This is a genomic window from Pantoea alhagi, from assembly GCF_002101395.1.
Classification (GTDB): domain Bacteria; phylum Pseudomonadota; class Gammaproteobacteria; order Enterobacterales; family Enterobacteriaceae; genus Mixta; species Mixta alhagi.
Genome location: NZ_CP019706.1, coordinates 532344 through 545345 on the forward strand (window position 1 = coordinate 532344; position 13002 = coordinate 545345).

Consider the following 13002-nt stretch of genomic DNA (forward strand, 5'->3'; position numbering starts at 1 on the left):
CGCCTGCCCGCTTAATGTATCGCTTTTCATGCAAGTGCATGTACAAGCTCAGGCCGCGCCTGGACTGGCCCGGTTCGTGCTTCTCACACGTATTATTCGCATGCAAATCCATGCAGCTCTTGCATGCATCACTATTTATACTCGCCACCTTGTAGAAAATCTTTAGCATTGCTCAAAAAAATCCCCGCCGGGTGGCAGGGAATGAGTAGAATTTTGGGTCAATGCCGGAAGGCGCTTCCATAGCGTCCCAGCGTATGCGGTTGACGTTGAGGCGGCGTTGGAGGTGGTGCCTGGCAGGTTTCTGGCAGCGGCGGTGCGGTAATCACCTTCGTAATGCTCTCGCTGGTCTTGAACGCACATGAGCAGTCGAGATTGGTGCACTGATGATAACGTTCCTTAACCTGTTCGGACATATAGCGACTCGATTTGGCGTGCGCCGGGCTTTTACAGTACGGGCAGTGCATCATGCCTGACTCTCCTTCTGCTGCTTTACTTCACGCTTCTCCTTACGCTCCTGCATCAGCCTCTGGATGGCGGCCGGGCTGTTATACAGATGCATATCCACACCGGTCAGCGCGGGACGATAAATGCCAATCTCCGAGAGCACCGGCTCAGCATTCATATCCAGTCGCGCGTCCTCCGCCTTGTTGGTTAGCAGTTTTCCGACTTCACGTGCAAGTACCACTTCCGGCTCTTCATGCTGCGGGTCGGTATGGCGTCCACGGTCATTGAGCCTGAGCGACAGCAGCTTCAGCCGGATGGCGCGTATCAGGGTTGGGCTCACGTTGCGCATGGCGGCCTCCCACTGGCCCTCCACATACTGCGTAAAGGCCATATTGTGTGCGTTAACGTAAGCGCGGCCGGTATGCACGGCTGCTATCATCTCCCCCTCATGCTCGAATTCCAGCTCCTTAATCAGGCCTGTAAACTCTTCAGCCAGCTCGCGGCTGGCGATACTCTGGCTGTGTTCGGCGCGAAGCTCCGGCGTAATCGCTCCACGCAGGTCACGAAAACGGGTGCGCCAGTTCGTTTCTGCTTCCTTCCCGTTCTCAATAGCTGCCTCACGCTCTTTTTTGCTGCGGGCAAGGGCGGTCGTAATGTCATTGATTTTCAGCATCTGCGCCGTGTGGGCGGCTTTGGCTTCGGTCAGGCGGATGACGGCGGGGTTTTTATTCTCGCTCATGATAATTCTCTCTCTGTAAAGGATGTTTGTATTCTGCCGTGGCCCAGCGGACAACGCCTGCTTTCCCCGTCTGCTCATGGCTCAGCAAACAAACCCGATGGCCCGCCAGGAAAAAGGCTCTGAAGGGCGTGTTGCCTGCGTCTCTGTCGGCAGTGGGGTGTAACAGGGGTAACACGGGTTACATCGCTGTTTTAAATGGGCTTTCAGGAAATATCTATGTGTAACAACAGGGGTTGCAGTGGGTAACAGATGCGGTGTTACACCTGTTACCCTTTTGCTTTTATGCGGTGTAACAGCGCCAGCGCCCGGCTGACGCGGTTGTTACACCTGTTACCTCTGTTACCCTTAATAAATAAGACTCACGCGTATTAACCCGGCACCTCGCTGTTAAAGACGTAGAGCCTGCGCACGTTCATCTCTGGCGGGCGAATGCTGGTCTGTAGCTTGCCGTCGTTGGCCGCCAGCAGGTAACCTTTGTCCGCACAGAGTCGCGCCACCTTGCGCGGGTCAAAACCCCGGCAGATTTCCTTCCAGCCCGACGGCATCACGTAGAAGGTGGTCACCGTTTCCCGGCCCTGCGCCGCGTTGCCTTTTTCCACCCTGCGCCAGCCCACCATATTGCCGAGGCGGTTGCGCTCGTCGTGCCAGTCGGCAAAGCGGCTGTACTGATTGGCGGTGAAGAAGGTTCGCACCTGCTCCAGCGCGGCCATGTCTTCCTGGTTGGCCGTGTGTCCTCGGTCTTTCAGCCAAGCGTTCAGGCAGACCCGCGTTGCCCGCAGCGCTTCACCCTCCGGCCAGCCGGTGATACCCATGCGCGTTGCCAGCTCTCCGTCCATCGCCACAAGGGCAAAGCGGTTGACCGCACGCCCCACCTGATTGCCCGCGTCCTGCGGTGCCAGCGCGGCGGTGTACTCCTTCATCAGCGCCTTTGCCTGCGCCGTCAGCCCGTTGAGGTCGGTTGTCAGCGCCTTCAGCCACTCGCGAAACGGCGAGCCGTAGTAGCTGGCCGTGGCCCACTCCAGATGCTCGGCCAACGCCTTGCCGCTCTCGAAGCCGTGCAGCTCTTCAAATACGCCGAACTTACCGGAGTCGCTGGGTATCTGTATCATCCTGACCTCCATCCCGGCAAAGGTGCGCCCGCCCGCCTTTGCGGCGTGCTCCGTCAGCGACAGCTCGCCCGTGGAGAGGAACAAGAGCCGCCACTGCTTGCGGGTGCGCAGCTCGCCGTCCGTTCCGGCCCGCCCCTTGCCCTGGCCGTTTGCCAGCATGTAGGCAATGTTGCCCGCCTCGCGTCCGTCCACCTCGCGGATTTCATCGAGCATCATCGCCGCGTCGTTACGACGGCTGGCGGAGCCTTCCAGCGAGTTACCAGTGGCCCGCCAAGTCTGCCAGTAGTCCGGGCCGCCGCATACCGAGGTGGCCGCCTTCATGGTGGTGGTTTTGCCGTCGGAGGATTCGCCCTTGAGGTAGTAGCCGCCGCCGTCTATAACTGCTTTTGCCGTAGATGTAAGCTGCGTATCCAGCCCTTTAATGTTTTACCGGCGCGATCAGCCATGCCTTCCAACTGACCTATTGCCCTGTTTGCAGACTGGTTTCCCTGAATGAGGGGCGCAAGTTCCATATCCACTTCATAGACAATGCTGCCTACATTCTCTTGACCCGCCATTCACTTTCTCCAGGCAATAAAAAACCCGCCGTAGCGGGTTGTTTTTAATCTTTTATTTCAGCTCTTAACATACGATTTAAGGGCCGCTGTTTGCTGCGGCGCTGATGGGATACAACCAAACATGTTTCCACATGACGTTTGCACTATGATTTCATAACGATCACCACCCATTGGGTTTTTGACCAATTGATAACCCAAAGTGGCTGCGTTAGGTGCAGGATTGTATGTATTAATTACAGTGTCATTGGCGGTCTGTATTTTCCATGCTGAATGAGTAGCAAGCCATGCTTGGGCCTTCTGCCAATATAAATCACACTGAGATTTTCCTTCGCATACCAATGGCGCATTAGCGGCCGCCACCAGCGCAGGGTCCTCTTTAGCTGCGCACCCACTTAACATCAGCAAAAATAAGCCAGAAATAGCTATCTTCTTCATCATCCCTTCACCCAAGCAGTAAATTATTCGGATTTATCCTAAATGGAATCTTATGCAATGTGAAGCAAGAACCATCACACTGCGAATTCAATCAGCCTTTGCGAGCCGCTTCGCCTTTTTGGCAAGGTAATCATTTGCAACTTGGTCATACTCTTCCTGCGTGAATCCCTTTTGGTTAGGGTATTTAGCAGCTAACAGCATCTGGAATTCAGTCATGCTAAGCTGCTCGGCTTCCTGACGACTCATTCCGAAGTGGTTGCGAGCGGCATTGATGTACTCGAAAGCATTAAACTCAGTTGTTGCCTTGCCGGTTTCATGGCGCTGTAGCTGGCGCACCTTCGCTTTCCCGATAATGCCGTGTGTTATCAGCGACTGAGCAATCAGCACCAGATTCTGCATCGGCACCTTACCTTTGCGGTACACCATGCCCCATTTGCCGCTTTTCCCCGGCACTAGTTCACCAGTCAGAGCAGAAACATCACGTTCACAGCAGGCCTGCATGACGTTCATTGCCGCATAGATGGTTTGCTTTGCGAATTGTGGCCGCCCCATGTAGCGAAGGAGCCATTCAGGGACTACACCATACGCCTTCAAAGCTTTTTGAAGCAGTGGCGTAACCTCATCGTTATGCAAATAATAGAATGCCTGCACAATCTCCTGCGGGTCGCCTATGCGCTTCATATTCAGAAAGGATGGGCGAAAGAAATAATCTTCATCGCCCACAGTAATCAGGCACTCGCCAATCTCTTTTACCGGGGTCATCATGCTCTCCATAATCATTATCAAGGTCGGCCGCAACCGACCTTTGGAATGGTTACGGAGCAGTAACCGTAGCTGCATAGGGTGCAGTGAATGAGCCATCGGTGGTCGTTACCGTGATGGTCGCAGAACTCTCGGCAACACCGGTTACGGTAACCGTGGTGCCACTTAATGCAGCGGTAGCTACGGATGTATCGGACGACTGCACAGTGAAGGTCTTATCAGTAGCGTCTGCAGGGGCGATATTAACAGTGAAGGTGGTTGTGTCACCTACAGCAACAGAGCCGCTGGTTGGTGTTACCGTTACGCCCGTCACCGGGACAGTTTCTTCAGTGTCGATAACCTGAATAGTGCTGGAGTCTCCTACTTTGAACTCCGTAGAGAATGACACGATGTCATTAGTGCCCCCGTCAGAGCTGAGTGCTGTCACGTTCATATAGCCCCGGAATGTCACAGGACCATACTCCATGCGCACCCAGATACCCAGCTGGCGGCGTGCAGAAAGCTCACCGGCAAAGTATTTGATAAAGCGGCCAATACCGTGCTGGTCCAGCTTGTCGCGTTTGCGTACTTCACCTTCGAAACTGATAGTGAAATCCGCGTTGGTAATAATGCTTTCAACATAACCACCACCATCATCAGCATCGCTGGTAACAGTGTTTGGGCTGAAATCAAAGCCCTTTGACGTGCCGGCAGCAAGCGCTTTCCATTCTGATTCAAGTGGTACAACGTCAGGGCAACCATCGGCAACTTCAAGCACAACGGCGCCACCGAACAAACGTTCGTTGCTGTTCTGGCAATTAGCCATGTTTAAATTCCTCTTTGATAGAAACAAAAAAACCACCCTAAGGTGGTTTTTCATGGACGCGGTTATAAGCGGTAGTAAAACGTTATTTATAATTTCGTATAACGCGAAGCTCTTGAAAACAAATCGTTATTGCGTAGCTTTTGGTCGGTTTGATCAAGCTTGTAGCCGTGGTGCTCCATAATTTGCCTAACCATATGTCCCATCATCTGCTTCAATCTGTTGTTTTTATCGTTCAGTACTTCACTTCCAAATTCTTCAATAAGAAAAGGTTGTAATGGTTCGAGAGCTGGGCGTGAAAGGTATGAGGCAGTTTCCATTCGAATAAAATTATCGCCCTCAGTTAAAAACTGCCATAAACGACCACCTAAATCGGTTTCATAAAGATCTGCGAAGCTACCAGCAACATAATAACTCATTGTCTTTTCTCTCAAATGTTAGGACAAGAGGAATCATAGCAGTCTTTTTGCATGGGTCAAATATGACGGGTGCAATAAAGTTTTTACTTTGCCTTAATTGAAATTAAAACCTTTATTCTCCAAAAATTGCGGCAAAATGAAGCCGATAGACAAGCCTGCCTTCGGTTGTGAGAACTGGCGCGGGTATTCCGCCAAGGTTTTCGAGATAGCCGACGCAATCATCGGTCATGGGGTTTTGCTGGACGTAATTAACAATGGCCTGTACGCGCTCATCTACTACACCGTTTCCGCCTTTGGCACCGATGACATCAAGCAGCACGTAATACTCCGAGCCAAGCTGGTTACGAATAGCCGAGCCAGCCGACCAGTTACTTTCCGAATTCACGCAGTAAGCAGGAACAGAAACTGACAGCAAGAGTCTGCAAAAGAAATACGCAGAGGCATGGAAAAGCCTGAATGGATTCCCTGAGCATCAGGAAAAGTGCAAGAATGTTACTGGCATTCGAATTAAAGAACTTAAACAGGCGGCATAAATGGCTAGCAAAGGCGTAAACAAAGTAATCCTGGTCGGAAATTTAGGTAAAGACCCTGAAGTCAGATACATGCCGAACGGCGATGCAGTAGCAAGCATCGCTCTGGCCACCTCTGAAAGCTGGCGCGACAAACAGAGCGGAGAAACTAAAGAGAAAACGGAGTGGCACCGCGTAGTGCTAGTGCTGTTCGGCAAGCTGGCGGAAGATGCGGGTGAATATCCGCGGAAAGGCTCGTAAATCTACATCGAAGGCAAGCTTGCAACTCGCAAATGGCAAGACCAGAGCGGACAGGAGCGCTACACCACGGAAATTCATGTGAACGTGGGCGGAACCATGCAGATGCTCGGCGGCCGGCAGGAAGGTAATGGACAATCAGGCCAGCCACAGCAGCAACGTCCGACTCAGTCTAATCAAGCGGGCGGCATGCAACAGGCGCAGCAACAACTACAGCGCTAACAGTCTGCGCCTCCAGTTGGTAATGAGCCACCAACGGACTTCGATGATGACATCCCGTTCGCCTACATCGGCCTGCAATACCCCTCTCACGCTATCCACAGCATCTAATCAATAAGGCGCCACACCATGCAATCACCTCAAGCCGGGGCGGAATTGTCACGCCTGAAGGATATAGAACGCCGCAGGCAGGAAGTGCTTGTTGGCGTTATGCGCACCTGGCACCAAGTCATCTGACCGAACACGCGAAGCAAATTGACGCGATTTTCGGGCGGATTGTCCCAAATCTTTCCCACATGGAGTTACGGGATGGTACTGATGGAGGGTAACTATTTGATTTAACTGGTGCGATAATAGGATTCAAATAAATGACTTAACCATATGTTTTTAAATGTTTTTTATGAATCAAAAAACAAAACTATACACACTCCTATACACAACCACGCTTTCGTTCAATTTTCGTTCAACACCGTTTAGCATAAAGAAAAAAGATTTAGCGATGAATACTTCACACTGTTCACCCATGAACTTTATTATTATATATCAGAAAGTTATTTGGTGATACATGAGTGAAGGGTGACGTATACCCTTCACCCCGGATGAACTATGGGCGTAAAAAAACCGGCTTTCGCCGGTTCTGGTAGTCAGGCTGCTGCCGGTTCGTCACACTTCGGCAGCCAGTCAGTGCTGCTTTCATCCGTCAGGTCGAGGTTGGTCTGTATGCCTGTCTTTGTGCGGCGCTTCAGGTAGTTCAGGCCGTACTCACGCAGGATGCTTTCCAGCGCCTGGCTGAATGACTTCATGCTCAGCGGGTTGCGGTAGCCGTTAGCCTCCATGTAGGCCAGATAGGCGTGATAGAGGTAGCGGCGTGGCTGTAACGGGCGGATGCTGGCGTTGCCCATGTGCAGGCCGGTCGGCTCTGCGGTGGCAAACAGGTAGCCGCAGAAGTCCACCATCGGGTCGGCGTCACGCTTGATACGCATTGCCTCGCCGGAGTTCTGCTGCGACTGAAGCAGCCTGCGGGCATCCTGCGGGTCACTGAAGCGCTGCATCAGCTGGCGCACGATAACGGCCAGCTCGCCCTGTATCTTTTCCTTCAGCTGCGGGTCGCGCTCGTTCGCCGGGATGATTTCCGGGAAGTGCAGGATCACCCGGCGGCGTGACACGCCCCCGCTGCGGTCGGTAAAGCGCATCGGGTTGTTGTTCACGGCCAGAATCACCGCCGGGATGTGCGTGGAGTAGGCGTCTTTGTACTTCGGGTCCACGGACACCGCATCACCGCCGGTAATCGCCTTGAGGCCCGCGCCGTCGCCGCTCCACTTCTCCTGGTCCGGCAGAATAATCAGCGAATAGCCGATAACAGATGCGCGCTCGCGTGACGACTCCAGCGTCTCGATGGTCGCGGAGGTGGCATTATCCGCACCGGCCAGCATAGTGGCGATATCTGACATAATGCTTTTGCCGCTGCCGCCGGGACCGGTCACCTCCAGAAACAGCTGCCAGTCGTAGCGGTTCGCCAGCACCATAAACAGCGCGGCCAGAATGATGTCGCGTTTCTCAGCGTTACACCCGGCGGCACGGTCCAGCCACTGCCAGAAGTACGGCGCGTGGCGCTCCAGCGTCTCGCCCTCCACCGGGCGGGTATAGTCCACGTCGCTGACGGTGCGCAGCCAGTTTTCCCGGCGGTGCGGACTGAAGAGGCCGTTGCGGGTATCAAGTACGCCGTTGCGAAAGCCGATAAGCTGACGCTGTGGCGCGGCCTGCTGCGGCAGCATCAGCTTCAGCGTGTCCACCACGCCTGCAATTTTGCCTGCCGAAAACGGCGCACGCAGGCACTGAAACAGCTTCGCCACGTCGCGCCCGAACTGGTTGCCGGAAATGACTTTCCAGGCGCCCGCCTCGTAGCGACAGAGGATTTCTCCGCTGGCGTCCACGGCAAGGTTGCTGCGGTAATGCTCTGCCACGCGCTCCGCCTTCTCGCTGGCGCTCATGGCGGTAAACTCCGCCTCGCTCATCACGTCAAACGGACTGGCCGCAGGCGGTGCGGCGGCCTCACGCAGGGCCTGCCGGGTGGCCGCTTCGCCGTGCTGCATATACGCGTCGTTCCAGTCACCAAACACCGGCGGCAGCGCCACCGTGGCGTTGCAGGCTTCAGCGGCCTTCTGCGCCTTCCTCTGGCCGTCGCCGTTCAGGTCCCGGTCGGCTGCAATCAGCAGCGGCAGCGTGGCGTGTTTCTCCCGCACCAGGCCAGCCAGGGAAAGAAAATTAGAGGACGACAGGGCAACCCACACTTCATCGCCGGTCAGGTTATGCACCGTCAGGCCGGTGGCGTATCCCTCGGTCAGCCAGATGCGTTTTGCCGGTGTGCAACTGGCAAGAACGTGGCAGGCTCCTTTAACCTGCCCGCCCTTCAGGGTGCGCTTGACGCCCTCCGCGTTAATCAGCTGCACGTTAACCAGCTGACCATTCATATCGTGCAGCGGCACCACCATGTCGCCGGGGCGGTAAGTGGTTATCGCTATCTTCTGCGGCTTCGTCAGCGTCAGACAGGGCTGCTGCGGCCAGCCCTTGCGTGACAGGTAAGGATTACCGGCGGCTTCACGGGCGCTGCTTAGCAGTTGCTGGGCCAGCGCGGCGGCAGCCTCACGCGCCGCTTCATCATCTTCGGCGTCAGCAGGGGCAGCGGCAGTATCATCCACCGGCGGCAGGTTGCCGGTGAGGCCGTTCACGCGTGCGGCGGCCTCGGTCAGGTTAATACGCAGCGCCTTTTTCACCAGGTCCATGCCGTCACCGGCTCCGCACTGGTTACAGAGCCAGGTGCCGCGCCCTTCCTGGTCGTCAAAGCGGAAGCGGTCGGTGCCGCCGCATACCGGGCACGGCATATGACGGTTCTTCACCACGTTCAGGCCCAGCGCGGGCAGAATGCGGGGCCAGTGGCCCCGGGCGGCTTTTGCCGCATCTGATACGGTCATTTTCATTATGATTTTCTCCTCAGTGCAGCAGCGGCGTGCTTTCCAGACGCCCGCTCAGCTCGTCCATCACCACCTGACCCAGAAAGCTCAGGCTCGGGGCTGACTTCAGCGGCCCGGCGGCCAGCAAATCATCCAGCAGCGCGCAGGCAATCTCCTGCCCGCGCACCCGGCCATGCTGGCGCAGGTAAAAGCCTTCCAGCTCGTTTTCAATCGCCCGCTCCAGGCGTGTCAGCGTCAGCATGGGATAGCGCTGCTGTCTGCGGCACAGGGAAAGCCAGGCACAGGCCACCGCCCGGCGGGAAAGCGCAGCGCGCAGGTCAGGTGAAAGGGTATGGGTATTCATGGCTTCACCTCTTCATTCATCACGCCGTCATGGCAGCGCGTCACCACAGCGTCGAGTTGTTCAGTGATGAGAAACATCAGTGAGGCCAGCTGGGCGTGCTGAAGCGGCTGCGGCTGTTCGTGGCAGTCCTGAAGGGCTGTCATGTCGCTGACAAAGCGCCCGGCGTTACGCAGATGCTCCAGGCGCAGCAGGTCTGAATACGAAATCAGGATGTGGTTCATGCGCGCGCCTCCTGGACCGGAAGATGGGCGGTGAAGACCAGGAAGAATTGAGGATGCGGGGAATTAAGGACCGTAGCCATAGCGGCAAACTCCTTTGTTAGCTTGTTACAGCTACCACCAGAGTTTCCACGCTCAAGGGTGGCAGCCCGGACGGGGGTGGAAATACCGGCAACAAAGGAAACCGGCCAGCCCGAAAGCTGCCCCGCCCGGGCCACCATTACGCAGACGGCACAGCGGAAACAGAACCGCCGCCCGAAAAATGGGTGCATCAGGGCACAGACACAAAAAAAGACGCATGGCGCGTCTGGTGTCGCCTTTGTTTTGCTCGGGTTTCCACGCCCGGCTGCCGATTTTGCGGCAGCGGAAATACTGTACCAGGGAAAGGCCCCGGCACGCAAGCCGGGGAAAGCAGGAAAAAACAGCATGTGAGCCTCAGCAGTCGGTGAGGGTGATACCGGCGCGGGAAAACGTCTGCAGGTCAGTTTTTACAGGCGCCGTGCTCGCGCTTTGCACGCAAAAGGCGGTATCAGTGCCGCGAAAGCGTCGTGCCTGCCCCGGCTCGTCCACCTCAGCGGCAATCGCCAGCGCCAGCTGCTTCGCGTCGGCTACGGACAGGTCATGTGTTTTACCGCCAATGGTCAGCATAATCATGCGGCACGCTCCTGACCGCGTGCGGCGATGCGTTCGTTCATCCAGGCGCTTACCTCGCTGGCAAGCCATGCCACGTTCTTGCCGCCCAGGGAAATCTGGGCCGGGAAGGCGTCGCGGCTGATAAGGTCATAAATGGTCGAGCGGGACAGGCCGCAGACGTGGATCACTTCCGGCAGGCGCATAAAGCGCTCCTGTACCGGCATCGTTGCGGGCATAACCGGGGCCGCCGGAGCGGAAGAATGTGCGGATAACGTGCTGTGCATGGGCTACCTCTTGTTTATTCCATACAGGGCCGGACGAACGTGTCCGGCGTCGGGTAGCTCTTTATTCTGAGTATATTTTTGGCGGAATCAACAAGTGAAATTCGTGTGGCGGCTCTCACAAAATGCCTGACAAAGCACGGGTTTCGCACGGTCTTTCAGGGTTTTACATATAATGACAAATAGTGTCGTATATGTTTTTGCAAGGAATTTATAAGCATAGATATCAGGATTTATATCTGAATTAAATCTAAAGGCATTAACAGGTTTCTGCTGCTGTGGGTGAAGAGTGGTGAACAGAGGGTGAAGGATTATTTCTGAACTGTTCACCTCTTAATTTACTGTATTTACTGTCTTTTTATTTCTGGTGAAGAATGGTGAAGGATATATATAAAACTAAAAGCTGAACAATGGCTTGCGTGAAACCTTTCCCTGGCTCGCCAGAAGAAAGGCTTTTTGTCTGGTGGCTGACACAACGCTGTCCGTTAGCCGGGTTGTGCCATCAACGGCACAATGGCGTTAACGAAAACACCGCAACGGAGCCATTTATGACCGACACCACCCGGACCCCGACCACTGATGCCATTGCCGCCCTGCCTGCCGCCACACAGCAGGCGCTGGAGCGCGTAAAAAGCAGCAAATCCGCATGGCTTGCCGCACGCCAGAAACAGGCAGATGCCGCAGGCATGGCGGAGACCATCCGCAAACGCCGTGAAGAAACGGAGGCAGAAGCCAGAGCGCAGAACGGAGAATGGCGCCAGCTGTTCCGTGAAAACCAGGGCGCAATGACGCCGCGCATGAAAAAGCTGCGTGCCGAAATTGCGCTGGGCCGTGAAACGCTGGATGAATTCGATGACCTGCTGGCCGCGCACCAGGCCGAAACTGAAACCCTGCCCTGGACCACCGGCGACCGGGCTGTGTCCTATACCAGTGCGCACCAGTCCCTGATAAATATTCATTCCAGCCACGTCTGGGCACAGTTTATGAAAGAACACGGCCAGACGCTGATACACGCCCTGAGCCTGCGCTGGCTCGCCATGCAGAACGAACACGACGGTGGCTATGCGGGCGTGAATGACAGCAACACGATGTTCAGGCAGTTCATCCACGAAGAAATCATGACAAAAGCAATGGACCACAACCCGTCGGCTGAGGGCGATGCGCTGCTTGAGGAAACCGGCCTGTATCCAGCCCCGCAGGCATACAGCGATGCGCGCCTGGTCCCCACTCCCGCAGCCCGCCACAGGATGAGGGTTAAGCAACAGAAGGCTGCAGGAGATAAAGCATGATAAACGCCACCACCCCACAGGACGCCCTGAGCCAGTACCTCCGTGCCGGTGAAAGCTGGCGCACCCTGCGCGCTGACCGCGAAAACAAACAGCAGCAGCTTGAAACACTGTTCAGCAGTGAGGGCAAACCCACTGATTACGGCCAGCAGGCGGATAACCTGCGTGAATGGCAGGACGTGCTGACCTGGCAGATTATCTGTGCCGCCGGTGACGTGCTTCAGGCCCATCGTCATGTGACTGATGCATGTGTGAGTGAAGCGCTGACCGCCTTTATGGAGGCGCATGGCGCTGCGCTGACCGGCGCGCTGGCGCCTTACCTGAACGGCCCCGCCGGGCTGGAAACCGCCATGCGAACGTTGCGTGCCGCCGTTGTTCGCGAGGCTGAAATCAGCGCGCCCGTGGTGGCTGAAGAATATCAGACCATCCTCAATGAGACAGGCCTGTATCCTGACAGCGCAGTGCGCGATGACGCCACCACCATTCGTACCCCGGCCAGGGATGCAGGTTACCGGTTTCGCCTGGAAAAGCTGAACGCACAGCAGGAGGGCCGCTGAGATGGCCATGAAATGCCCGGAGTGCGGCACCACCGCACACACCCGCACCAGTGAATACCAGACCGGCACGCTGAAAAAGACCTGGTATCAGTGCCGTAATATTGACTGCTCCTGTACGTTCACCACGCTGGAGAGCCTGGACAGCATTATCATGAAGCCGCAGAAGGCAGGAGGAACGACCGGACCGGCGCAGGAAACCCCGAAACGGGTACAGCAGACGCTCAACCGCTACGGCGCAGCCAGCAGGCTGTCGAACCGGCAGCACGCTCCCGCCTGAATTTCCACCTTCATTTCTTCCCCGGCCACCGCGCCGGGTTTTTTGTGGCTTTTTCTCTGGCTGGCCCGCTGTGGCGGCAGTGCATGACTATGCCGCATGAAAACGCATGAATAAATGCACCCAAATTTCTCCCGTTCTGGTCAGTGGCGGCGCGGTTTCGGGGCACTCATGCACCTGCATGA

The 13002-nt window shown here is 55.8% G+C and carries 16 protein-coding genes and 4 pseudogenes; 5 read left to right on the top strand and 15 right to left on the bottom strand.

All coding sequences use genetic code 11. From position 1 onward, the window contains the following. Window positions 1-218: 218 nt before the first annotated feature. The 9 genes and pseudogenes from B1H58_RS02465 to B1H58_RS02505 form a co-directional block, all read right to left on the bottom strand. A complete protein-coding gene (locus B1H58_RS02465) occupies window positions 219-467 on the bottom strand; it encodes an ogr/Delta-like zinc finger family protein (protein WP_085067818.1) in 249 nt (82 codons plus the stop codon). Beyond that, the gene (locus B1H58_RS02470) at window positions 464-1183 is read right to left on the bottom strand and encodes a hypothetical protein (RefSeq protein ID WP_085067819.1); all 720 of its coding nucleotides are present in this window, start codon (window positions 1181-1183) and stop codon (window positions 464-466) included. Before B1H58_RS02470 ends, B1H58_RS02465 begins: the two co-directional genes overlap by 4 nt. A 368-nt stretch (window positions 1184-1551) precedes the next feature. After that, window positions 1552-2670, bottom strand: a pseudogene (locus B1H58_RS02475) (DUF927 domain-containing protein); the annotation flags it as partial. Further along, a complete protein-coding gene (locus tag B1H58_RS02480) occupies window positions 2667-2849 on the bottom strand; it encodes a hypothetical protein (protein ID WP_085067821.1) in 183 nt (60 codons plus the stop codon). The gene B1H58_RS02480 and the pseudogene B1H58_RS02475, both read right to left, overlap by 4 nt. Before the next feature lie 57 nt (window positions 2850-2906). Continuing rightward, the gene (locus tag B1H58_RS02485) at window positions 2907-3287 is read right to left on the bottom strand and encodes a hypothetical protein (protein ID WP_157130139.1); all 381 of its coding nucleotides are present in this window, start codon (window positions 3285-3287) and stop codon (window positions 2907-2909) included. Between the two features lie 84 nt (window positions 3288-3371). Then, entirely contained in the window at window positions 3372-4046 is a 675-nt protein-coding gene (locus B1H58_RS02490; RefSeq protein WP_085067823.1) for a DUF6246 family protein, read from the bottom strand. 52 nt (window positions 4047-4098) lie between these two features. After that, window positions 4099-4851 (bottom strand): Ig-like domain-containing protein, encoded by a 753-nt coding sequence (locus B1H58_RS02495; RefSeq protein WP_085067824.1) that lies wholly within the window; start codon window positions 4849-4851, stop codon window positions 4099-4101. An 86-nt stretch (window positions 4852-4937) separates the two neighbouring features. Further along, window positions 4938-5267 (bottom strand): hypothetical protein, encoded by a 330-nt coding sequence (locus tag B1H58_RS02500; protein ID WP_085067825.1) that lies wholly within the window; start codon window positions 5265-5267, stop codon window positions 4938-4940. 112 nt (window positions 5268-5379) lie between these two features. After that, a pseudogene (locus B1H58_RS02505) lies at window positions 5380-5631 on the bottom strand (phage tail termination protein); the annotation flags it as partial. Between the two features lie 169 nt (window positions 5632-5800). Between B1H58_RS02505 and B1H58_RS02510 the strand changes: the two are divergent. After that, window positions 5801-6364, top strand: a pseudogene (locus tag B1H58_RS02510) (single-stranded DNA-binding protein). Between the two features lie 95 nt (window positions 6365-6459). Beyond that, a pseudogene (locus tag B1H58_RS20935) lies at window positions 6460-6582 on the top strand (integrase); the annotation flags it as partial. Window positions 6583-6897: 315 nt separating this feature from the next. Here B1H58_RS20935 and B1H58_RS02515 read toward each other — a convergent pair. From B1H58_RS02515 to B1H58_RS02540, 6 genes are read right to left on the bottom strand one after another with little or no spacing between them, the layout of a single operon-like run. Continuing rightward, window positions 6898-9231, bottom strand: a complete 2334-nt coding sequence (locus B1H58_RS02515) for a phage/plasmid primase, P4 family (protein WP_085067827.1) — start codon at window positions 9229-9231, stop codon at window positions 6898-6900. A 13-nt stretch (window positions 9232-9244) separates the two neighbouring features. Then, on the bottom strand, window positions 9245-9568 hold the full coding sequence (locus tag B1H58_RS02520) for a DUF5375 family protein (RefSeq protein ID WP_085067828.1): 324 nt from the start codon (window positions 9566-9568) through the stop codon (window positions 9245-9247). After that, window positions 9565-9789 (bottom strand): hypothetical protein, encoded by a 225-nt coding sequence (locus B1H58_RS02525; protein ID WP_085067829.1) that lies wholly within the window; start codon window positions 9787-9789, stop codon window positions 9565-9567. Before B1H58_RS02525 ends, B1H58_RS02520 begins: the two co-directional genes overlap by 4 nt. Further along, on the bottom strand, window positions 9786-10214 hold the full coding sequence (locus B1H58_RS02530) for an ash family protein (protein ID WP_085067830.1): 429 nt from the start codon (window positions 10212-10214) through the stop codon (window positions 9786-9788). The genes B1H58_RS02525 and B1H58_RS02530 overlap by 4 nt, the downstream gene beginning before the upstream one ends. Window positions 10215-10221: 7 nt before the next feature. After that, window positions 10222-10440, bottom strand: coding sequence for a hypothetical protein (locus B1H58_RS02535; protein WP_085067831.1), 219 nt, complete (start codon window positions 10438-10440; stop codon window positions 10222-10224). Beyond that, window positions 10437-10703, bottom strand: coding sequence for a helix-turn-helix transcriptional regulator (locus B1H58_RS02540; protein ID WP_084969919.1), 267 nt, complete (start codon window positions 10701-10703; stop codon window positions 10437-10439). The genes B1H58_RS02535 and B1H58_RS02540 overlap by 4 nt, the downstream gene beginning before the upstream one ends. Window positions 10704-11248: 545 nt before the next feature. On the opposite strand from B1H58_RS02540, the gene B1H58_RS02545 reads away from it, so the two are divergent. The 3 genes from B1H58_RS02545 to B1H58_RS02555 are packed head-to-tail and all read left to right on the top strand — an operon-like array spanning window position 11249 to window position 12820. Further along, window positions 11249-11989: a hypothetical protein gene (locus B1H58_RS02545; protein WP_085067832.1), complete on the top strand. Its 741-nt coding sequence runs from the start codon at window positions 11249-11251 to the stop codon at window positions 11987-11989. Beyond that, complete coding sequence (locus tag B1H58_RS02550; RefSeq protein WP_085067833.1) at window positions 11986-12543, top strand: phage polarity suppression protein; 558 nt, start codon at window positions 11986-11988, stop codon at window positions 12541-12543. The genes B1H58_RS02545 and B1H58_RS02550 overlap by 4 nt, the downstream gene beginning before the upstream one ends. A 1-nt stretch (window position 12544) precedes the next feature. Then, window positions 12545-12820, top strand: coding sequence for an ogr/Delta-like zinc finger family protein (locus tag B1H58_RS02555; protein ID WP_085067834.1), 276 nt, complete (start codon window positions 12545-12547; stop codon window positions 12818-12820). Window positions 12821-13002: the final 182 nt, after the last annotated feature.